15 protein-coding genes and 1 pseudogene are annotated in these 20109 nt (G+C 50.6%); 10 read left to right on the forward strand and 6 right to left on the reverse strand.

Features of this window, described 5'->3' with window-relative positions; translation table 11 throughout:
• Positions 1–94: 94 nt before the first annotated feature.
• Positions 95–1783 carry an alkaline phosphatase gene (locus C2M17_RS11605; RefSeq protein ID WP_233997981.1) on the forward strand — a complete coding sequence of 563 codons (1689 nt, stop codon included), beginning with the start codon at positions 95–97 and terminating at the stop codon, positions 1781–1783.
• A gap of 58 nt (positions 1784–1841) precedes the next feature.
• Here the strand turns inward: C2M17_RS11605 and dbpA are convergent, their stop codons facing one another.
• On the reverse strand, positions 1842–3242 hold the full coding sequence (dbpA, locus tag C2M17_RS11610) for an ATP-dependent RNA helicase DbpA (protein WP_199774406.1): 1401 nt from the start codon (positions 3240–3242) through the stop codon (positions 1842–1844).
• 176 nt (positions 3243–3418) lie between these two features.
• On the opposite strand from dbpA, the gene C2M17_RS11615 reads away from it, so the two are divergent.
• From C2M17_RS11615 to C2M17_RS11640, 6 genes are all read left to right on the forward strand, one after another.
• Positions 3419–3802, forward strand: coding sequence for a BlaI/MecI/CopY family transcriptional regulator (locus tag C2M17_RS11615; RefSeq protein WP_105190189.1), 384 nt, complete (start codon positions 3419–3421; stop codon positions 3800–3802).
• Positions 3803–3816: 14 nt separating this feature from the next.
• Positions 3817–5409 carry a M56 family metallopeptidase gene (locus C2M17_RS11620; RefSeq protein WP_105200929.1) on the forward strand — a complete coding sequence of 531 codons (1593 nt, stop codon included), beginning with the start codon at positions 3817–3819 and terminating at the stop codon, positions 5407–5409.
• A 177-nt stretch (positions 5410–5586) separates the two neighbouring features.
• Complete coding sequence (locus C2M17_RS11625; RefSeq protein WP_233997982.1) at positions 5587–6198, forward strand: Crp/Fnr family transcriptional regulator; 612 nt, start codon at positions 5587–5589, stop codon at positions 6196–6198.
• Between the two features lie 85 nt (positions 6199–6283).
• Positions 6284–6910 (forward strand): NAD(P)H-dependent oxidoreductase, encoded by a 627-nt coding sequence (locus C2M17_RS11630; RefSeq protein ID WP_105200930.1) that lies wholly within the window; start codon positions 6284–6286, stop codon positions 6908–6910.
• Between the two features lie 8 nt (positions 6911–6918).
• On the forward strand, positions 6919–7368 hold the full coding sequence (locus C2M17_RS11635; RefSeq protein ID WP_233997983.1) for a DMT family transporter: 450 nt from the start codon (positions 6919–6921) through the stop codon (positions 7366–7368).
• Positions 7358–8113, forward strand: coding sequence for a GNAT family N-acetyltransferase (locus C2M17_RS11640; protein WP_105200932.1), 756 nt, complete (start codon positions 7358–7360; stop codon positions 8111–8113). The genes C2M17_RS11635 and C2M17_RS11640 overlap by 11 nt, the downstream gene beginning before the upstream one ends.
• Before the next feature lie 120 nt (positions 8114–8233).
• On the opposite strand, the gene C2M17_RS11645 is transcribed toward C2M17_RS11640, so the two are convergent.
• From C2M17_RS11645 to C2M17_RS11655, 3 genes are all read right to left on the reverse strand, one after another.
• Positions 8234–10417, reverse strand: a complete 2184-nt coding sequence (locus tag C2M17_RS11645; RefSeq protein ID WP_105200933.1) for a S8 family serine peptidase — start codon at positions 10415–10417, stop codon at positions 8234–8236.
• Positions 10418–10785: 368 nt separating this feature from the next.
• A complete protein-coding gene (locus tag C2M17_RS11650; protein WP_105200934.1) occupies positions 10786–11079 on the reverse strand; it encodes a hypothetical protein in 294 nt (97 codons plus the stop codon).
• Positions 11080–11097: 18 nt separating this feature from the next.
• Positions 11098–11508 carry a hypothetical protein gene (locus C2M17_RS11655; RefSeq protein ID WP_105200935.1) on the reverse strand — a complete coding sequence of 137 codons (411 nt, stop codon included), beginning with the start codon at positions 11506–11508 and terminating at the stop codon, positions 11098–11100.
• A 150-nt stretch (positions 11509–11658) separates the two neighbouring features.
• On the opposite strand from C2M17_RS11655, the gene C2M17_RS11660 reads away from it, so the two are divergent.
• Positions 11659–12132: a VOC family protein gene (locus C2M17_RS11660; RefSeq protein WP_105200936.1), complete on the forward strand. Its 474-nt coding sequence runs from the start codon at positions 11659–11661 to the stop codon at positions 12130–12132.
• A 249-nt stretch (positions 12133–12381) separates the two neighbouring features.
• Positions 12382–15693, forward strand: a complete 3312-nt coding sequence (locus C2M17_RS11665; RefSeq protein WP_105200937.1) for a bifunctional diguanylate cyclase/phosphodiesterase — start codon at positions 12382–12384, stop codon at positions 15691–15693.
• A gap of 47 nt (positions 15694–15740) precedes the next feature.
• On the opposite strand, the gene C2M17_RS11670 is transcribed toward C2M17_RS11665, so the two are convergent.
• On the reverse strand, positions 15741–17624 hold the full coding sequence (locus C2M17_RS11670) for a propionyl-CoA synthetase (RefSeq protein WP_105200938.1): 1884 nt from the start codon (positions 17622–17624) through the stop codon (positions 15741–15743).
• Between the two features lie 315 nt (positions 17625–17939).
• On the opposite strand from C2M17_RS11670, the gene C2M17_RS11675 reads away from it, so the two are divergent.
• Complete coding sequence (locus tag C2M17_RS11675) at positions 17940–19019, forward strand: hypothetical protein (protein WP_105200939.1); 1080 nt, start codon at positions 17940–17942, stop codon at positions 19017–19019.
• Positions 19020–19061: 42 nt separating this feature from the next.
• Here C2M17_RS11675 and adhP read toward each other — a convergent pair.
• Positions 19062–20077 (reverse strand): annotated as a pseudogene (gene adhP / locus C2M17_RS11680) (alcohol dehydrogenase AdhP).
• Positions 20078–20109: the final 32 nt, after the last annotated feature.

A 20109-nucleotide genomic window follows, 5' to 3' on the forward strand; every position in this document is an offset into this window, starting at 1 on the left:
AAACCTTTACAAAAGTTTCATTTATTTTTAACAAAGCGCGTTCATTATCGCCGCCCTGTACAACTAACTAAAATAGTATTATCAGGGAAAAAAAATGAAAATAAATAAAACCATGCTGGCGGCGGCCATTTCTTCGGCACTGCTAATGGGCTGTGATTCGGACACAAAAACAGTTGAAGTCGAACGTGTCGTTGAAGTTGAAAAGATCGTTGAAGTACCGGTTGAACAGGAAGAAGTTACCTCGGTTAAAAACGTCATTTTAATGATTGGCGACGGCATGGGCCCGCAACAAATCGGCCTGCTTGAGGAATATGCGCGCCGGGCGCCAAACAGCGTATTGGCAAGCACAACCACGGGCATGCAGAAGTTTGCCGACGGCGGTCGTGTTGGTTTGTCGCTTAATGCCCCGGGCGGTAAAAACGGTTCTTTGGTAACAGACTCGGCGTGCTCGGCGACTCAGTTGGCAACCGGCATGTCGGCGGCTTCTGAAGTGATTGGTTTGGATGACCAGGGTAATGTGGTCGAGACCATTTTGGAAAAAGCCAAGGCAGCGGGCAAGGCCACAGGCTTAGTGACTGATACCCGTATTACTCACGCCACGCCGGCGGCTTTTGCGGCGCACCAACCACATCGCTCATTTGAGAACGAAATCGCCGAAGATCTGCTGATGAATCAGGTTGATGTATTGCTAGGTGGTGGTGCCCGTCACTGGTTGCCACAAGATACCGCCGATCGTAAAGATGCATTGGCTGCGGAGCTAGGCGGTAACACCAGCGTCATTAAGAAATCCAAGCGTAGCGACGATCGTAACCTGATCGCAGAAGCACGCGACGCCGGCTATACCCTGGCCTTTGATAAGGACCAGTTGAGCGCGGCAGAAGGTGCTAAGCTGCTGGGTCTATTTGACGACTCGGCTATGAACGATGGCATCGAATACACGGCCTGTAAAAACGATGAAAGCCAGTGTAACCACGAGCCTTCACTGCGTGAAATGACGCTAAAAGCCCTGGATGTTTTGTCTCAAGACGAAGATGGCTTCTTCTTGATGATCGAAGGTGGTCAAATCGACTGGGCGGCGCACGTAAATGACACCGGCTGGATGCTACACGAACTATTGAAGTTTGATGAAGCGGTTGATGCCGTGTACGAGTGGGTTAGTGAGCGCAATGACACCCTGGTGGTGATCACCGCCGACCACGAAACCGGTGGTTTTGGTTTTAGCTACTCGGCACATAATATTCCTGAAGCGACTACCTTGTCGGGTGATGGTATGAAGGGTGAAAACTACCATCCAAACTACAACTTTGGTTCGCTTTCTACTTTGGACAAGATTTACGCTCAAAAAGCGTCTTTCTATGCGATTTACGACCAGGTGAATGCTGATTGGGATTTTGGCGCTTCAACGCCGGAGCAATGGCAAACTGCGGTAAACGCGACCCTGCACCCGGATTTCCATATCGATTATGCAGACGCGCAAGCCATTGCTGCGGTTAAGCCTAACGAAAACTATTATGCGGATCATAAGTACCTAAGCGCGACTCAGGTGCCGGCTATCAATGATTTCAGCGACTTCTATGTGTATGCCTATGAAGACCAAGGAGCCTTGATTGCCCGTGCTATTAGCTCGGAGCAAAGCGTGACCTGGGGTAACGGTACTCATACCGCAACGCCGGTTGCCGTGTATGCGTTTGGCCCAGATGGCGTGACCAAGCCTTTCTCAAGCATGTTGCACCACACCGAAATCGGTCAGTTAATGGCTAAGGCCTTACTGGGCGCCAACTAAGAGATTGGGTGCTGGGGCGTAAGGCCTTGGCACCTAAGTGATATATTTCCGTAAGGGCTTAGCGATTTAGCTTACGGGCGCGGAAATTGCGGCCCTTCATTTTCCCCTCACTGATGGTTTTCAGCGCCGCATTGGCAATTTTACGCTGCACGGCAACGTAGGAGCTGATAGCCGTGACCTTTATTTTCCCAATTTGATCCCCGGTAATGGCCTGATTAGAGGTCAGGGCGCCAAGAATATCTCCCGGACGCAGTTTGGACTTTTTGCCGCCGTCGATTTGTATGGTGACCATGGGCGCACGCTTAATCGCATTGCTAAAGACGTTGTCATTGGGCAGGTCGGTGGGCTCCAAGGTTTGCTCGAGATAATCTTCTAAGGCATTGACCTTGTGCGACTCTTTATAGCTCATTAAGGAGCAGGCGATGCCTTTTTTACCGGCGCGGCCGGTACGTCCGATGCGGTGTACATGGACCTCGGGGTCATGGGCAATATGGTAATTGATCACCATATCCACATGGTCCACATCTATACCTCGGGCGGCGACATCCGTGGCCACAAGGATACTCAGGCTGTGATTGGCAAAACGTACCAGGGTGCGGTCGCGGTCTTTTTGTTCTAGGTCGCCGTGTAAGGCGGCGGCATCAAAGCCCATATTCTGAAGCTCATCGCACACCTGCTGACACTCGGCCTTGGTATTGCAAAAAATTACCGCCGACTCGGGCTGGAAATGCAGCAGCAGTTTTTGCACTGCTTCCAAGCGCATGTCATTGTTGTCCACCTCATAGAAATACTGCTCTATGCTGCTGTCGTCATGGGTCGATTCGACCGTGATCTTTTGCGGGTTGTGCATCACATGCTGGGCCAGCTGTTCAATCTTAGGCGGATAGGTGGCGCTAAAGAGCAGGTTTTGTCGCTCTGCCGGGCAGTGATCGATAATGTATTGCAGTGGCTCTTCAAAGCCCATTTCCAACATGCGATCCGCTTCATCAAGTACGAAGGTGTTAACCTCATCCAGGGATAAGCGGCCCTTACGCAAGTGCTCTTCAATGCGTCCCGGGGTGCCGACAATAATATGGGCACCGTGCTCAAGCGAGCCGATTTGCGGCCCCATGGGCGCACCACCACACAGGGCGAGCACCTTGATATTGTGAATGGCACGAGCCAGTTTGCGAATTTCCACCGCCACCTGATCGGCCAGCTCTCGGGTCGGGCATACCACCAGGGCCTGGACACGAAAACGTTTTACATTGAGATTATGTAACAGCCCCAAAGAGAAGGCGGCCGTCTTGCCTGAGCCGGTTTTACCCTGACCAATCACATCCTTGCCCGCCAAAATGAGCGGCAAGGTTTGCGCTTGGATTTCTGTCATATGGTGATAACCCAAAGACTCTAGGTTATCGAGCAAAGAGCGAGAAAGCGGGGTGCTGGAAAAGGCAGGTAAGGTCACGGTGACAATCATCTTTTAAAAGTAAAAGGGGATTATAACATGCTCAACCTCGTGCCGGCAGAATAAAGACGCAGTTCACAACTTACCTAACCGTTTCATGCTGAGGGTTAAATTAAATCTTGACTTTAAAAAGTCTAATTACTACATTTGTGGTAGTTAATAACTACAAGTGTAGTAGTGAGGGTGAAATGAAACTCAGTGATTTTGAAATGGATGTGATGCAGCTTTTTTGGCAACACGAGCCATGTACAGCGAGCCAAATCCATCAGTTGCTTAGCGAAGCAAAAAAGAATAACAAGCAAGTGGCCTATAACACGGTGAAAACAATTGTCGATCGGCTTGAAAAGAAAGGCGCGGTGGAGCGTTGTGGTCAGCAAGGCAGGGCGATTGTTTATCAGTCTATTGTGACGCAAAGCGCTCTGTCAGAAGAAGCCGTCCCCACCTTTATGCAGCGCTTTTTTAAGGGAAGCTCCCGTAATCTCATTGCTCACTTTATTAAAGAAGAGCGTCTTAATGATGAGGATATTGCCTATTTACAAAACCTGTTAAATAGCAAAAAGAAAGACATGTAAAAAAGGAGGGCGATATGACGGACTATTTCCTAACCAGCTTATTTATTTCACTGTGCGCACTGGTCGCATTAAAGGGGCTACAAAGTGCTCCGGCACGACTGAGCTTCTATGTCTCGGTGTTGGCACTGTCCAGCTGGCTTGTGCCCTGGCAGCATATGCCCGAAGTTTCTAAATATCAGCAAGACCCGGAGCTGACTTTTAACGTTGCACATTTTTGGCAGACGGCTCCCTCGCAAGGCCAACAACAAGATGCTCTAGCTACTCAGGTTCAGGCACCAGTGTCGTTAGTTGATGGCTATGCATTTGATGTCTCTCATCTGGTATTTCTGGCGTTGCTAATTGGTGTCGCCTTGTTTATCTGGCGCATAGGGCAGTACTTCTCGTTTATCAAGCGACTTTATCGCCACTCCACACCCTGTAACCGCTATGATCAAAGTAGTGGGGGTTACCCTGTTCGGGTTGCAAAGTTAGGGGCTCCGGCATTCGCCAGTGGGGTGACACGGCCCACTATCTGGCTGGATCGGGCGCTGCTTGATGCCAAAGAAGTTCATTCGATTATTCAACATGAGGCAACCCATTTACGCCAGGGGGATGTGTATTGGAGCTGGGCTATTTGCTTGTTGGAAAGCCTATTTTGGTGGAATCCCCTGTGCTTATTTTTAGCTAAAAAATCAAAGCAACAGCTGGAACTCAGCTGCGATGAAAAGTGCGCAGCGAGCTTTCGGGAACAATATCAACTGGATCTTGCCAGTGTCCTTTTATCGCAGCACCAAGCGAAAAATGGACATAGGCAATTTATGACCCCGTTGTTAAGTATTGCTCAACAACAGAGCTTTAACGTGCAACGGATTAAAATGTTAGACAAGGAAAAAACTATGAACAAAAAGCATGTCATTGCACTAGTTATGTCACTCGCCTTTAGTGCCGTTGCGGCGGCGCAAATTGTGGATAAAGATAAGCCGCAGCAGCTACAAGCACAGCAAACAGCCATTAGTTATGATGAGCAAATGGCTGCGTTGCTCGATGGCGCAGCCGAGGCTAAAAGCAAAGATGTAGAAAAGCTCAATAAAGTGTTTGCTAACATCTTAAATTGGCACGCCAATAGAGCCGTACTCAACGAACAGGACGAAAGCAAAATTAAGCTACTGAGCTTTACCCTGCTAAGTCATGTTGGTCACAAACTTGCTCGTTATGAAGATGTTATGCTTGCCTTCGCAGATTGGTATCCCGATGCGGACTCGGCGCCATATTTTTTGAAAAATGTAACGGCCTTAACGCACTTGCAGCTGCAGCAGCCTAATTTAGCAATTAATGAGTTAAACGAACTAAAGGCGCAGCTAAAAGACCAGACTAAACCTGGAACCCTGATGAATCTGGCCCGTGCGTACATAGAGGTGGAGGACTTTGACAATGCACGAGCCATCCTTGAGCAGTTACCAGAAGACAATAAGTACACAGCCGTTTTGAAGTACTATGTTTACTTCCATCAAGGTGACAGTGAAAACATGGAGCGGATTAAAGCGCAGCTACCTACAGAAGTGGCCAGCTTACCGCCGAGCCTCCCCGATTTTGGTATCCCCATGTCGCCATTGTTAGCCAAGTTATAAAGTACTTAAAAAGCCCCAAAATTGGGGCTTTTTTTATCATTGCTTTGTTGGTTAACGAGATAAAACGTTGCGCTACTGTTTTGCTTATCAATCCGACTATAATGACTGGCAGTGTCGGTATTCGTACCAATGACGAAAATAAGTCCAGTAAGGCGGTTAGTTACATTGGAGGTAATAGTGAGTGAGCAGCAGGCTGCGTTCGACTCTTTGCGTGCGCAAATGACAGGGTATGCTCCCATCGGTGAGCAGACCTGGCAGCAATTTAAGCCCCTATGCACCTTGGTTCATGCGGATAAGCACCAGCTGATTTATCCATGTGGGGTCGTGCCACGGTCCTTCTCTTATCTCTATCAAGGCTTGGTACGTTGTTTTGTTACCGATGAAAAAGGTAATGAATACAATAAGATGTTTTTCGATGAGGGCAAATTTCCCGGGTCTATGACGGCGCTGTTAACACAGCAAGCATCAAGTTTGGCCTTTGAGGCACTGGAGCAAAGTACGCTGATCGCCATCGATTTTAAGGGCTTTCGCCGGCTCATGCAGAGCAATCCAGAACTTATGCTCTATCAAATCCATTATCTTGAGAAAAATTGGTTGTTGGCAAAAGACCAGCGAGAAATCGAGATAGTGCAGGACGATGCCACCACTCGATATCTGCATTTTAGCAAGCAATTTCCTGCCTTAGCCGAGCGCTTACCGCAATACCATATCGCTTCGCATTTAGGGATAACGCCGACCCAGTTAAGTCGGGTGAGAAAAAACTTATCCCTTATCAACCTATGTAAATGAACCCCGCATAGCGCCTCGAAACACTGTCTCTCATGCGCTGGAGCGAGTAGGTTCCAGTTATGGTTTGATTGACACAGAGGTAAGTATGGAGTTTTTAACCGCACTAGAGTGGCGTTACGCCGTAAAACATTTTTCCCAGCAAAGGGTGCCTGAAGACCAATTGCAAACCCTGTTACAGGCCGCCTCCTTAAGCCCGTCGGCGTATGGATTGCAGCCTTATAGGTTAATTCTGGTACGTTCAACATACTTGCGCGAGCAACTGGTGCCTCATTCCTACGGCCAGGATAAGGTGGCTAATAGTTCGCATTTGCTTGTTTTTGCGGCGCAGACAAACATTGGTGATGAGACGGTAGAGCGCTATATAGCCCGCCACAGCGAAGTCACGGGCACCCCCATTGCCGATTTACAGCGTTACGGTGATCATATGAAGTCGGCGCTGGCCAGTAAAACACCGGCACAGCGCCAGGAATGGGCACATCAGCAAGCCTATATTGCGCTTGGCAACTTGCTTACCTGTGCGGCACAGATGCGCATAGATACCTGCCCGATGAGCGGGATTGACGCGCAGCAGTATGACCGCATTCTTGGGTTAACAAAGCGCGGTTTAACCACGACCGTGATCTGCCCCATAGGCTATCGACATCAAGAAGACAGCCAAGCAAGGGCAGAAAAAGTCCGCTTCGACTATGCCGAGATGGTAGACAGCGTATGATGGCCTTAATGCTTTGTATACTGGCCATTGCTGCCGGCGCCGCCATTGCCATACAAGCGGCCATGAATGCGCAATTGGGGGTGTTGCTCAACAGCGCAATGTTCGCCACTGGGGTGGCGTTTTTAACCAGCTTTACTCTTGTCACCGCGGTGCTGGTATTCACCAGTAAAAGCTACCCGAGTGTTGGTGTCATCACCAATGTGCCCTGGTATTTGTGGCTCGCCGGCGTGTTCAGTGCGTTTGGCGTCAGTTGCTTTTATTATCTGATCCCAAAAATGGGCCTAGGAAGCATGATGTCGTTTGCCTTGTCGGGGCAAATTGTGGTGGCCATGCTTGCCAGTCACCTGGGTTGGTTTAACTTGCCCGTTAAGGCTCTGGATGGCAGCAAGTTATTGGGAACGGTGTTATTGATTGGTGGTGTTATCTTAGTGAATTGGGAGTCGAGAAGTGGATATTAATCAAGCCAATATAGCGAACTTAACAAGCCTTTGGGAGCACTATGGTGCGGCGCCCTTGGCTGATGAGAGCACATGGCCATTTAAGGTCAATCATGTGTGGCCTCATCGCTGCTGGCACCCAGAGCCCGGTTCGCTGACCAGCATGGCGCCGCTAGCCGAGGCTCGAGCTGGGGTGATGTTTCCACTTTGGCCGGATTTGCACGGGGCGTCATTGCAGTTCCCCGAAGAGCGTGAGTTAGCGCTTAAACACGCCGGATGGGATTGCGTCTTAGAACAAACGGCCATGTATTTGCCCTTGTCCGTAAGTGATTATCCACCCACCTCGGATAAGACAATCACGAGCGCAGAGTTGGTGGTAAGAAACATTACTAGGGTCGAGGAGGTTTCTTCCTGGATAGAGGTGGTGAATGAGGCTTTTGGTTATCGTGTGGATGCCCGGGCCATTGCGTCTTTACTCGAATGTGAGCAAGCACAATTATATGTTGGGGTATGGGCGGGAAAGGTTGTTGCCAGCGCGCTTTTGTATTACACCGGGGAGGTAGTCGGCCTTCATCAGGTCGCGTTAAAACAAACGCATCAAGGACAAGGGCTTGCCAAAAGCATGATGCAGGATTTGCTCAGGCTTGCGGTGGCCTCGGGGGCGCAGTATATGGTCTTGCAGGCATCGGCGGCCGGTCGACCTCTGTATGAAAACCTTGGCTTTATAACCCAGTTTGAGATCCGCAGTTATAGCAACCGCGCTTAACAATTGAAATCTGTTACTGCTTGTCATTAAAGCCCCTACCGGTCAATAGTGCTATAACAAAAATGCCGGTCTATATAGACCGGCATGGGTGTTGCAATGTATCGGTAGTTTAACTAAGGCTTAGAAAACTACGGTTACAGTTGCAGAGCAGTTAGTCGTGCCTGCTTCACAGATTGAGTAGTTGTATACACCGCCGCCTTTTTGGTTGATAGCGTCAGTGTAGGCACCGTCATTGTTGGTTGTGGTGATAGCCGAGCCGTTGCGATAGATATCAACATTGCTGCTGTTTGCACCGCTCCAGCTTAGGTCTACGCGTTGACGACCTTTTACCTTGTAACCAAACGCATTTAGGTCGATAGAGCCGCCCGTAGCACCGCTGCTTACATTCACGGTTTGTGAGCTGGTGTCGGTTTGACCGGCGCTGTCGGTTACCGTTAGCGTCACAGTGTATGAACCGTCTGCCGCATAGCTGTGGCTAGGGTTTTGCGCCGAGCTGCTAGCGCCGTCGCCGAAGTTCCAGCTGTAACCGGTTACGCCGTTGTCATCCGAGCTGCCGTCGGTGAAGCTACAAGCCAGGGCATCACATGAGAAGCTGAAATCCGCTACCGGTGCATTGTCAGATGAACCGCCGCCACAGCTAGTACCCGCAAGATAATCGATGGCCGCTTGTGCTTTAACCAGACCGTAACCGGTTTTCACGTCACGACCGGCTGCATCTAAATCTTCAGCAGTAACCGCCAGGGCGTTACGCACTTCCGCTGCCGAACAGGCGGTGTGATATGACCACACCAGGGCTGCAACCGCACTCACGTGAGGGGTCGCCATTGATGTACCATTGTAGTAATCCCAGTCCTGGCCATCTACTTTAGACAGGCTCGCCGTTTGACCCGCTTTTGCAGCCAGCTCAAGGCCGGTTGCACGGTCAATTGAGGCCGTTGGAATGCCTTGAATTTTGCCATTGAAGTCAACCATAAATGGCGCTTGTAGGCCCGGGCGAGCAGCATTACTGTAAACGATAATACCTTCGGCACCGGCGTCGGCACAGGCATTGGCGCCACGGTATTCAGGGTATGAATTTTCCGTTGAGGTCGAGCTGTCACCTTGGTTTTCACCACGTTCAACAAGACAGATTTTACCCGTCATGTCGCCACACGAGTATGAAGTACCCGTTGTAGTACATACGCCTAGCGCGCCGCTGGCTGAGCCATTGTTGCCCGCAGGGTCAAATGACAGGCTGCTGTTGTAGAACAGGTGTGGTACCACGCCATTAGCGAAGTAGTCGGTACCGCCAACACTTAGTTGTGCTAGCTGACCGTCGCCCAGACCTACGCTTGACAGTACGGCTTCACCTGGACCGGCAAGTTCAACCTGGTTGGTGCGCTGTGAGAAGTTAGCGTGCATATTGCCAGAATCAACGGCCGCTACCGATACCACGTCATCATATGAAGCCGGGTAAGAGTGAGCGGTATTACCGTCGTTACCTGCCGCGGCGATGCTTAGTACACCTTGGCTGTAGTAGTTGGCAAAGGCATTGCCTTCGGTGCGGCTGCTGCCACCACCACCTAGACTCATGCTGATAACGTTGGCGCCCGCTGCCACACAGTCATCAACTGCTGATACCAAGCTTGAAGAGTAGCCCCAGCCAGACTCGTTAAATACTTTAATGATATGCAGGTTTACATTGCCGTTTGGCATTACACCCACAACACCCGAACCGTTAGTGATACCGGCTACGGTACCGGCAACGTGAGTACCGTGTGAACCGCCTGGCGTTGACCATTGGCCGGTACCTGAGTCGTTGGTGCCTGATACCAGGTTCGCATCTAGATCCGAGTGACGGATGTCATAGCCTGAGTCGATAATACATACGGTGCGGTTGCCGGCTAGCTCATCGGAAACGATATCCGCTTGCACGCGGCTGATACCCCATGGCTCAACCTCTGTGGTGTTTAGGTTGGTGGCAAGTAGGTGACGTTTAACGTCGGCTTCTACAAATTCAACATTTGGGTTGTTACGCAGGCCCTTAAGAGCCGCCGCTGGTACTTCCATGGCGAAGGCATCGTGCTTGGCCAGATCAACTTTAATCTCACCGCCTAGCTTTTTCGCCAGCGATTTTACTTCGGCAGACTTACCGCGAGTAAATTTTACGATTACGCGCTCTTTGCTCGCTCCGTTCGTTTTTACTTGTTCAGCTTTATCCTTGCTGCCTAAATTCGGTTGTAAAGAGTTTGCTAGTGCTGCTTCTGAGCCAAGGCCTAGAGCCAATAGGGTGGCCGTAGCAACGAGAGAGAATTTAGACTTCATAGTGAATACCTTTATTTAATTATTGTGTTGTCATTGTGCCTTGGTGACACAAGGGTATTTGACGTTGACGCGGTTGCCGCCTGTTGTAATTCGGTTACCGCGTTAGGCCCGATTATGAAAACACAGTTGTTAAAAAAATGGTATAGTTTTTTGTAATTGTTTTGGGTAATTTGGGGTTGGTTGGTAAAAAGGCATTTAAATTCAATTTGTTGTAGGTTTTGTTTTTGTGGCTAAGGCTTTGGTTTATTTTAACAAATGTGCATTATTTTTGCGTTTTTAGGTTATTTTTGCATTTTACGGGATGGTACTTGAGAGTGGAGTGGGTTAAGACCCGGCATTGAAATTGGTCTTAGAATGGCTCGTTTTGGCTACCGGGTTTCGTCTTCGATAGGTTGTGGCGGTGGCAGGGTATCGCCGGGTAAAGAATCTAGGTGGCGCTCGAAAAAGGCCCGGATCTGCTCGGGAGTGTCCAGCTCCCCGGCACGGTAGCGCTGGGGAAGCTCATCAAGTAACGGAATATGAAGGTTTTCATCGAATTCGTACAGGGCATGCAAGCGACTAACAACCAAAGCCAGGGCACCGCGACAATCATCACAGAGCAAGGCGACGTCCGCTTCGTTGATTACGCTACGCAGATAATGCTGTAATTCCTGTTCATCCATAATTGAGCCTTTAAGTCGTTACCTTAATGCCTTAACGATTTCCGCTTGATATTGCGCTTTGTCGAAGGTGAATACATCAAATTCACGGTAATCCCAATGCTGTGTGCTTTGGCCGTCGCGATAGGGGTTATGCCAATGCTGCCAGCACACATAGTCGTCGGTGCAATACACCTGGGTAAGTAAGTACCAACATTCCCACTGTCCGCAATCACAGGCCAGTGGCATCAGGGTTGCCTTGTTTTCCAACATGCGCTTGCTGATATCGTCAAGGCTCAGCGCCGCTCTATAGGCGCCACCTATGTGGGGATCAAAGCGCTGTTCGAATTGCTTTACCAGTTCCAGCAAGGGTGTGCCGTCTATCAGCACTTCAAATACCTCCCCCAGGCTTGAGTAGTTGCCACAAGCGCGTAGTCTCAGGGTATTGATCATTATCTGGCGTCCATCACCTTATCAATATTATCCGATACTAGCTTGAAAACGCCGCGAAATATACCTGGTTGCCGGGTACTGATAAGGTACTTGCTTGCTGTCTGTCGACTAAGCTTAAACTGAGTGAAATTACCACAGCGAGTCAAATTTATGAGTGTTCCTGCTATTCCACCAGGCTTTCATGCCGTTACCCCCTATTTGATTATTGATGGTGCCGTGCGTGCCATTAGCTATTATCAAGAGGTCTTTGGGGCCGAGTTAGTGATGCAGATGCCCATGCCCGATGGTGGCCTTGCTCATGCCGAGCTGATAATCGGCGACTCCCATATTATGCTGGCGGATATGTGCCCACAGCCGCATTTTCAAAGCCCACATGCCCTCGGCGGCACGCCGGTGAGTTTAATGCTGTATGTAGAAGATGTGGATGCTGTGTTTGCCCGGGCCATTGCCGCCGGAGCCAAGGAGCTGCGTCCGGTGCACGACCAATTTTATGGCGATCGTGCCGGTACCTTGGAAGATCCCTTTGGTCATGTCTGGACCATAGGCACTCATAAGGAAGATCTCAGCGAAGAAGAGTTACTGCAGAGAATGGCGGACTTTATGAGCCAGCAAGAAGATGCCTAATTTTTAGACCTTTTTGGGTTGCGATTGTAGAGGCGGGGGTCTACCAATGACCTTTGAATCTTAGCAAAAGATAACCCAGATCAAATGCAGGGTGAAATTCTGCGCTCGGGTGCGGCCTGTGAGTTACAGTCCTCACCCGTTATGGTATATTGCCGAACATGCTGATTTTTCAGCATATTAGACTGTATTTCGACTTCTGCTCGACAATATATCCAAGCATAATTCTCTCTATTTCGGTCAAGTTTTCTGGTGCGCAACCTTATTCACCCCAGTCATGCAAAAGAGTGGTCGCAAAGCTCTAGGTTTTTAGTAATAGCTCTTGTGGTGCTGGGGCTGTCGCTGCTTATTGAGCGGCTCGGGCTGGTCAGCATTATAGAGCACTATATACTGCTGCATTCTTTTTTGGAGCTTGTCTCCATCATAGTCTCTGTGCTTATCTTTGCGGTGGGCTGGAGCGCACGCAGCTATATTAAAAGCCCGACCTTTATATTTGTCTCCGGGGTGATGCTTTGGGTTGGCGTACTCGACTTTCAGCATGTGTTTTCGTTCCAGGGGATGCCGGAGTTTATTACCCCAGCAAGCGCCGACAAGGCAATTAACTTTTGGTTTGCCGGGCGCATATTTACCGCCGTTGCCATTATTGCTCTGGCAGCCCAGCCCTGGCTGGCCTTGGGGTCTCGCAGCATTTATCCATCCTTGATTGTCGCCGGCATGAGCGCCACGCTGGTGAGCTATGTGTTTTTATTTCATCCTGACTGGCTGCCACCTAGCTATATTCCCGGGCAGGGGCTAACCGACTTTAAGCGCAATTTTGAGTATTTCTTGATGGCCTTGTATGCCTTTGCTGCATTACTCTTTTTATTGCGTTTGGCGCAGGTACGACAGAGCAGAAATTTAAGCCATTTGTTCGTGGTCGCCGTGCTTATGGTGCTCAGCGAATATTATTTTACTCTTTACACTCATATCAGCGACACCCTAAACCTCTGTGGTCACCTCTATAAAATTGTTGCCTATATTTTGCTTTATCAGGTGCTGTTTGTGGAAACCATTACCCGGCCATTTCTTGATCTTGAACGTTCGCGCCATCGCCTGAGTGCCACCTTAAGCGCCTTGCCTGAACTGGTGTTTGAAATTGACGAACACGGCAAAATACTGCGCAGCCATGCCAAAGAAAACGAACCGTTTTTACTGCAGCGGGAGAGTATAGGGCGCAGCATTTACACCTTGTTTGCAGGCAAAGATCAAACCCGCCTATATAACACAGTGGCCGCGGCCAAGCGTCAGGGTATGGCCGAGGTGGAGAATATAGTGGTCGCCCGGCAACAACAGCAACGCCATTACCAATGCGTGGTGGTGAAACTGGCCGAGCAAGGCAGTGCGAATTATTTGGTGGTGGTGCGCGATGTCAGCGAACGTGCGGCGCAAGTCGATGCTCTGGCCCATGAAGCCAGACTTAAAGAAGGCTTGCTAGGCTTATCCGATGTTGCTTATAAGGGCTGTGAGTCGGCATTACTGAGTCATGGGGTGAGCTATGCCCGCTATCTAGTTCCTTGCCAAAGTATTGGCCTGTATGCGGTTAATGACGACGGGACTTACCAGTTGCTAGCTGGTGAAGGGCAGTTCAAGGTGACACAGGCCCTGGATTTATTGTCACAACTGTCGCCGCAGCTAGGTACGCAAGAGCATGTTTTACATCCTCATTGGCAGGGGCAGTCAAGCCAAGAGAGTGAGTTATCGGCGCTAGGGGTTGTAATGGCGGTGCCGGTGCGCGATCAGGAGGTACTGCGCATGGTGATCTTGCTTAGCAATGACCAGCGCAGTTTTAGCGACCGTGAGGTAGAGGCTATTACCATTTGGTCCCAGGCCATTTGGCATTGGTTAAACCGCCTTCGTCAGGAAGAGCGTATGCACACCTTGTCATTGGCGGTTGAGCAAAATCCGCACCCGATTTTAATCACGGATACTGAGGTTAAAATCGAGTATGTGAACCGCGCTTATGTGGAACTTTGTGGCTTTTCGCGCGAGCAGTTGCTGGGCAATGATCCGGCTATTCTCAGCTCGGGTAAAACCGCGCCTCAGGTCTATCAGTCCATGTGGCAAAACCTGACTGCCCAGCAACCTTGGGTGGGGGAGCTGATCAACCGTAACAAGCAAGGGCAGGAGCTGATCGAGCGTACCACCATCTACCCGATCAAGGATAAAGACGGCAAGGTCAGCAAGTACATCTCTTTTCAGCATGACATTACCGCTCAAATAGAAAACGAAACCAAGATACATCACCTGTCTTACTATGATCAGCTCACCGGGCTGGCCAATGGCAAGATGCTGCTGCATGTGTTTGCATCTTTGCGCTCGAAGAACAGGCTGACCGAGGGCGCGCTGCTGTTTATTGGTCTGGATAACTTTAAGGTGCTCAACGAAGCTCTGGGTTATGAAAAGGGCAATTTGATCCTCAAAACCTTGGCTCAGCGGCTGCTCAATTTAGGTGATGAAGACGAATTGATCTGTCGCTTACCCGGTGACCGTTTTGCCTTTTTAATGCCTTATGCCAAGGCCAACAGTGCCTCATGCAAGGCTCAACGCGTCCTCGAATCCCTGCGCACGCCGATTAATATCGACGATAAAAACATGGTGCTCACCGCCTCCATTGGTGTGGCGCTTTATCCTCATGATGGCGATAACAGCCAACGCTTGCTGCAACTGGCCGAGGCGGCGCTGTTTGAAGTGAAAAAACGTGGTCGCAACAACTTCCTTTTTTATGCGCGGGAGATGAATCAGCATGCGTCGCGACAACTGCAGGTGATCAATGCCCTCAACATGGCGCTGTTGGAAGATGAACTTTCCCTGGTCTTTCAGCCTCAGGTGCGTATAGATTCCCGTCAGGTGGTCGGCGCCGAGGTGCTGCTGCGCTGGCACTCATCTGAGTTAGGTCAGGTTTCCCCTGGCGAGTTTATTCCTGTGGCGGAAAGCGCAGGTTTGATCAAAGCCTTGGATGCCTGGGTGTTTAGGCATGCGCTGGCGCAAATAAAACAATGGCTGGCAATGGGAGTTGAAGACCTGGTGTTTGCCGTTAATCTATCGGCAGCAAGTTTTGAAGACCAAGGATTGCTGGGCGCGCTGATGCGCGAGCTTGAGTTTTATGAGGTGCCCGTCAGCTGTATTGAGCTGGAGCTCACCGAAGCCATCGCCCTGATGGATCCGGACTCGGTACTTAAGCGCATTAATTCGCTGCGCGCCGCGGGCTTTAAGGTGTCCATCGACGATTTTGGTACCGGCTATTCATCAATGAGCTACTTAAAGCGCTTCGCTGTCGATAAGCTGAAAATAGATAAATCCTTTATTGATGATTTGGCCAGCGGCGAGCCGGCGGATATGGCCATAGTCAAGGCCATGGTGCAACTGGCCAAGGCGCTCAATATTGGCAGCATAGCCGAGGGCGTGGAAACCGAGCAGCAGTGGCAATGTCTGGCTGAGCTGGGTTGTGATCAGGTACAGGGATACTGGTGTGCCAAGCCGTTGGCGGCTGAGGACTTTGTTGCCTTTATCGCGCGTTGGGAATAAACCGCGGGGCGAATGAACGCCCCCCGCAGGTTGCCTTGACCGCTGAGTTAACGCCCTTGCAGCTGCTCGCTTATCTCGGTAAAGATGCTGGCATCATCTATGGTGGAGGGGATCTGTAGCTCTTCACCATCAATCAACTGGCGCAGGTTCTTGCGCAATATTTTACCCGAGCGGGTTTTTGGTAAGCGCGGCACGCAGATAATATCCCGCAGGCAGGCAATGGCACCTATGGTGGAGCGTACCGAGGCTCTAAGTTGCTGCTCGACCTCTTCATGACTGCCGGTGAAGTCGTCTTTAAGCACCACCATGGCCATGGGGATTTGCCCCTTAAGGCTGTCATGTATGGCAAACACCGCGCACTCGGCCACCGCCGGGTGAGCCGCAACTATCTCTTCCATTTCACCGGTAGACAGGCGGTGACCGGCCACGTTTATCACATCATCGGTGCGGCCCATAATAAACAGATAGCCTTCCTCATCGAAGTAACCACCATCGCCGGACAGGTAATAGCCCGGATACTGGCTTAAATAGCCGCTTTTAAAGCGCTCGTTATTTTGCCAGATAGTCGGCAAGCATCCGGGTGGCAGCGGCAGCTTAATGGCCACGGCGCCATGCTCATTGGCTTCGCATTGCTCACCATGGACATCGAGTATCTGTACATCAAAACCCGGGGTGGGCACTGTGGCGCTGCCTGCCTTGGTGGGGAGGGCCTCAATGCCGATGGGGTTGCAGGCGATGGCCCAGCCGGTTTCGGTTTGCCACCAGTGATCCAGCACCGGCAATTGGGTGTGCTCTTTTAACCACTCATAGGTGGGCGGATCCAGACGCTCGCCAGCGAGGAACAAGCGTTTTAGACTTGAGGTGTCGTATTGCTTAAAACCTTGAGCGCTGGGGTCTTCTTTTTTGATGGCACGAAATGCGGTTGGGGCGCTAAATAAAGCTGTAACCTTGTAGTCTTCAACCACGCGCCAAAAGGCGCTGGCATCTGGGGTACGCACAGGTTTTCCCTCGTATAGCACGGTGGCGCAGCGATAAATCAGCGGCGCATAAACTATGTAGGAGTGGCCCACCACCCAGCCTATATCCGAGGCCGCCCAAAATACCTCCCCTGGGCGCATACCGTATACGCTTTCCATACTGTAATGCATGGCCACCGCATGGCCGCCGTTCTCACGCACTACGCCCTTGGGTGTGCCCGTGGTGCCTGAGGTGTAAAGAATATAGAGGGGATCGGCGCCAGCGACTGGCACAGCGTCCACGCTTTGAGCGTGATTCATGGCTGTAGCCCAGTCAATATCGCGGCATTCGCTAAGCGGCGCATAGCATTGCGGGCGCTGGTAAATAACACAATGCTCGACCTTATGTTGGGCCTGACTAACGGCCTCATCGAGCAGCGGCTTGTATTCGATCACCTTATCGACCTCAACCCCGCAGGAGGCGCTGAGGATAAGTTTTGGTGTGGCATCATCAATACGCACCGCTAGCTCATGGGCGGCAAAACCACCGAAGACCACGGAGTGAATGGCACCGAGGCGGGCACAGGCCAACATGCCGATCACAGCTTCGGGGATCATAGGCATATAGATCACCACGCGATCGCCTTTACCAACTCCCAGCCCTTGCATGACCCCGGCGAACTTACTTACTTCTTCGAGCAATTCGCTGTAACTGTACTGACGCTTGCTGTCTGTGACCGGCGAGTCGTAAATCAGCGCCGTTTCATTGCCATGGCCGTTTAACACATGCTGATCCAGTGCCAGGTAGCTGGTATTAAGTTCGGCATCGGCAAACCAGTGATAAAAGCCATGCTCATCCTGATGATAGGCTTGCTGCGGTTTCTTTAACCAGGCAATGCGCTCGCTTTGTTGCAGCCAAAATTGCTCTGGATTATCACTAAAGGCGCGATAGGTGCGTTGATATTCGCCTGACATACAAGGCTCCAAAATAAAATTGTGAGAGTGTTAATAAAAATAGGAGCTTTTGGCGCTGAGCAAAATGCGACCATAGTCGGCAGTGGCGAGGGGATATTTAGACTAATAAATCTTGTGGCGACTGCGTGTACCACCGCCAAAAAAAGTTATGTCATTAAAATTTAAAGGATAACAAGCGCATCCCTATTATCGGTATTGTTAATTTACTGTTATGCTAGAGACGTTTGCTTAGGGAGTATTATGCTTCCCTAATCGTCAATTTTAGACAAGGATTTTTGGGGGGACCCATAAGTGCTAGAACAACAGGAAAAAATAATGAAAACAATGATCTCGACATTGGCGTTGTTAACAGTTGCGGCTCCGGCAATGAGCAACCAAGTATTTCAGGATAACAGCTTGGTCGTTGCCAGCGACAATATCTTGTACGAATACAATAACGGCGCCTTGATATCACAGCGAAACATTCCGACCAACAGTGCCAATGAAATGGCACGTGATATCACCATACTGGATGATGGTCGAGTTGCTGTATTTAACGGCACCTTTACCCCTGAGTTGTCGGTCTATAACGGTGAAAACTGGCAGAGCTTTACCATGCCTGGATGGAGCACAGCGAATAACCTGTCTTATGGTGGCATAACTGCCATTGGCGATGCAGTATATGTGACCGATACTTACACTGCCTACGACGGAGCAGCCAAGGGTGTAGTTAAGTTTGATTTAGCTAGCGGCAATGCGCAGCGCATTATCGATGACAGCGACTATATCGATATCAATGTGGGGCTAGATGGAAAGTTGTATGCTTTGCAAAACACCTATGGTGCTCTTGATGTGATAGACCCAGCCAGTGGCACAGTGCTGCGCAGCCTGGCCTTGGGTCATACTTCTTCGTCGCGTGGTGTAGCCGCCGATGCCGAGGGCAATATATATATGGTGAGCTGGAGTGGCTATGTTGCCCGCTATAGCGCCGATGGCACCCTGGTTAACACCTTGGAAATTGGTGGCAATCTACACGATATTGATATCGACCACTCGGGTCGTGTAGTAACGGGCAGTCGCTTTGGTCAGGTGTATGTCACCGATACCAACTTAAGTGACTTTACCGAGCTGTTTGTCAGCACCAGCAATGCCTTCGTGGCCACTGTGCCATCGGTATTGCCACCAGCAGCACCCGTGTTGCAAGGTACTGTGCAAAATGCCGGGCGCGATATTCAAACGACCCTGACCTGGAGTACAGAGGCTGAAGGCGTCGATCTGTATTTTAATGGCCAATGGCTGGAGTCGGTGACCGATAGCAACAGCGCTACCTATTGGTACTTTAAGAAGCAGTCTCAGGAATTTATGGTATGTAATATTGGCACCGAGGATTGTTCGGCGCCCTTTATTGCAAACTAATTAGACATTCATAAAAAGGCCACCTTGCGGTGGCCTGCTTATTTACTTGGGCATATTCATCACTATGCGCCCGGTGATCTCGCCTTTTTCCATATCCGCGAAGATATCGTTAATATCATCAAGGCCCTTCTCGGTAATAATGGCTTTGACCTTGCCGCGGGCGGCAAACTCTAAGCATTCCTCCAGGTCCTTGCGGGTGCCGACGATAGAGCCAACCACGCTGACGCCATTGAGTACGGTATCGAAAATAGGCAAGGGCATGTCCTCCGGCGGCAGGCCGACCAGCACGCATTTACCACCGCGGCGCACCACATCATAGCTTTGCCTAAAGCCGGCTTTGCTTACCGCGGTACAGACGCTGCCATGTACGCCACCGCTGACTTCTTTGATGGCATTGACCACATCGTCGGTTTTAAAGTCGAAGAAATGTTCGGCACCCAACTGCTGCGCGAGTTCACGTTTGGCTTCACCCGTGTCCACGGCCACAACCCGCATGCCCATGGCCACCGCATATTGCACTGCCAGGTGTCCAAGGCCGCCGACGCCGAAAACGGCCATCCATTGTCCGGGCTTGGTCTCGGATACCTTGAGTGCCTTATAGGTGGTCACGCCAGCACAAAACAGCGGTGCGGCATCCGGGTAGCTTAGTCCTTCGGGGATTTTCACCACATAATCACCATGGGCGGCGCAGTATTCGGCGAAACCGCCATCGACGGAGTAGCCCGCATTTTGCTGCTCCAGACACAGAGTCTCCTTGCCATCGAGGCAATATTCACAATGGCCGCAGGCGCTGTAAAGCCAAGGGATCCCAACTCGGTCGCTGAGCTTTAAGTGGCTGATGGCACTGCCGAGCTCAACAATTTCACCTACACCTTCATGCCCCGGGGTAAGGGGGAGTTTGGGTTTGACCGGCCAATCGCCGTGGCAGGCGTGTAAATCCGTATGACACACTCGCAGGCATGAATCTTCACCAGCACCTGATGGGCGTCGATAGTAGGCTTGGCTATTTCTTCAATGCTTAAAGGGGCGCCAAAACTATGGGCAACTGCTGCTTTCATAATGAATCTCCTTGTTTTTGTCATCATGAGGA

Origin of the sequence: Pseudoalteromonas sp. T1lg10, from assembly GCF_002964545.1 — a bacterium.
Taxonomy (GTDB): Bacteria; Pseudomonadota; Gammaproteobacteria; order Enterobacterales; family Alteromonadaceae; genus Pseudoalteromonas.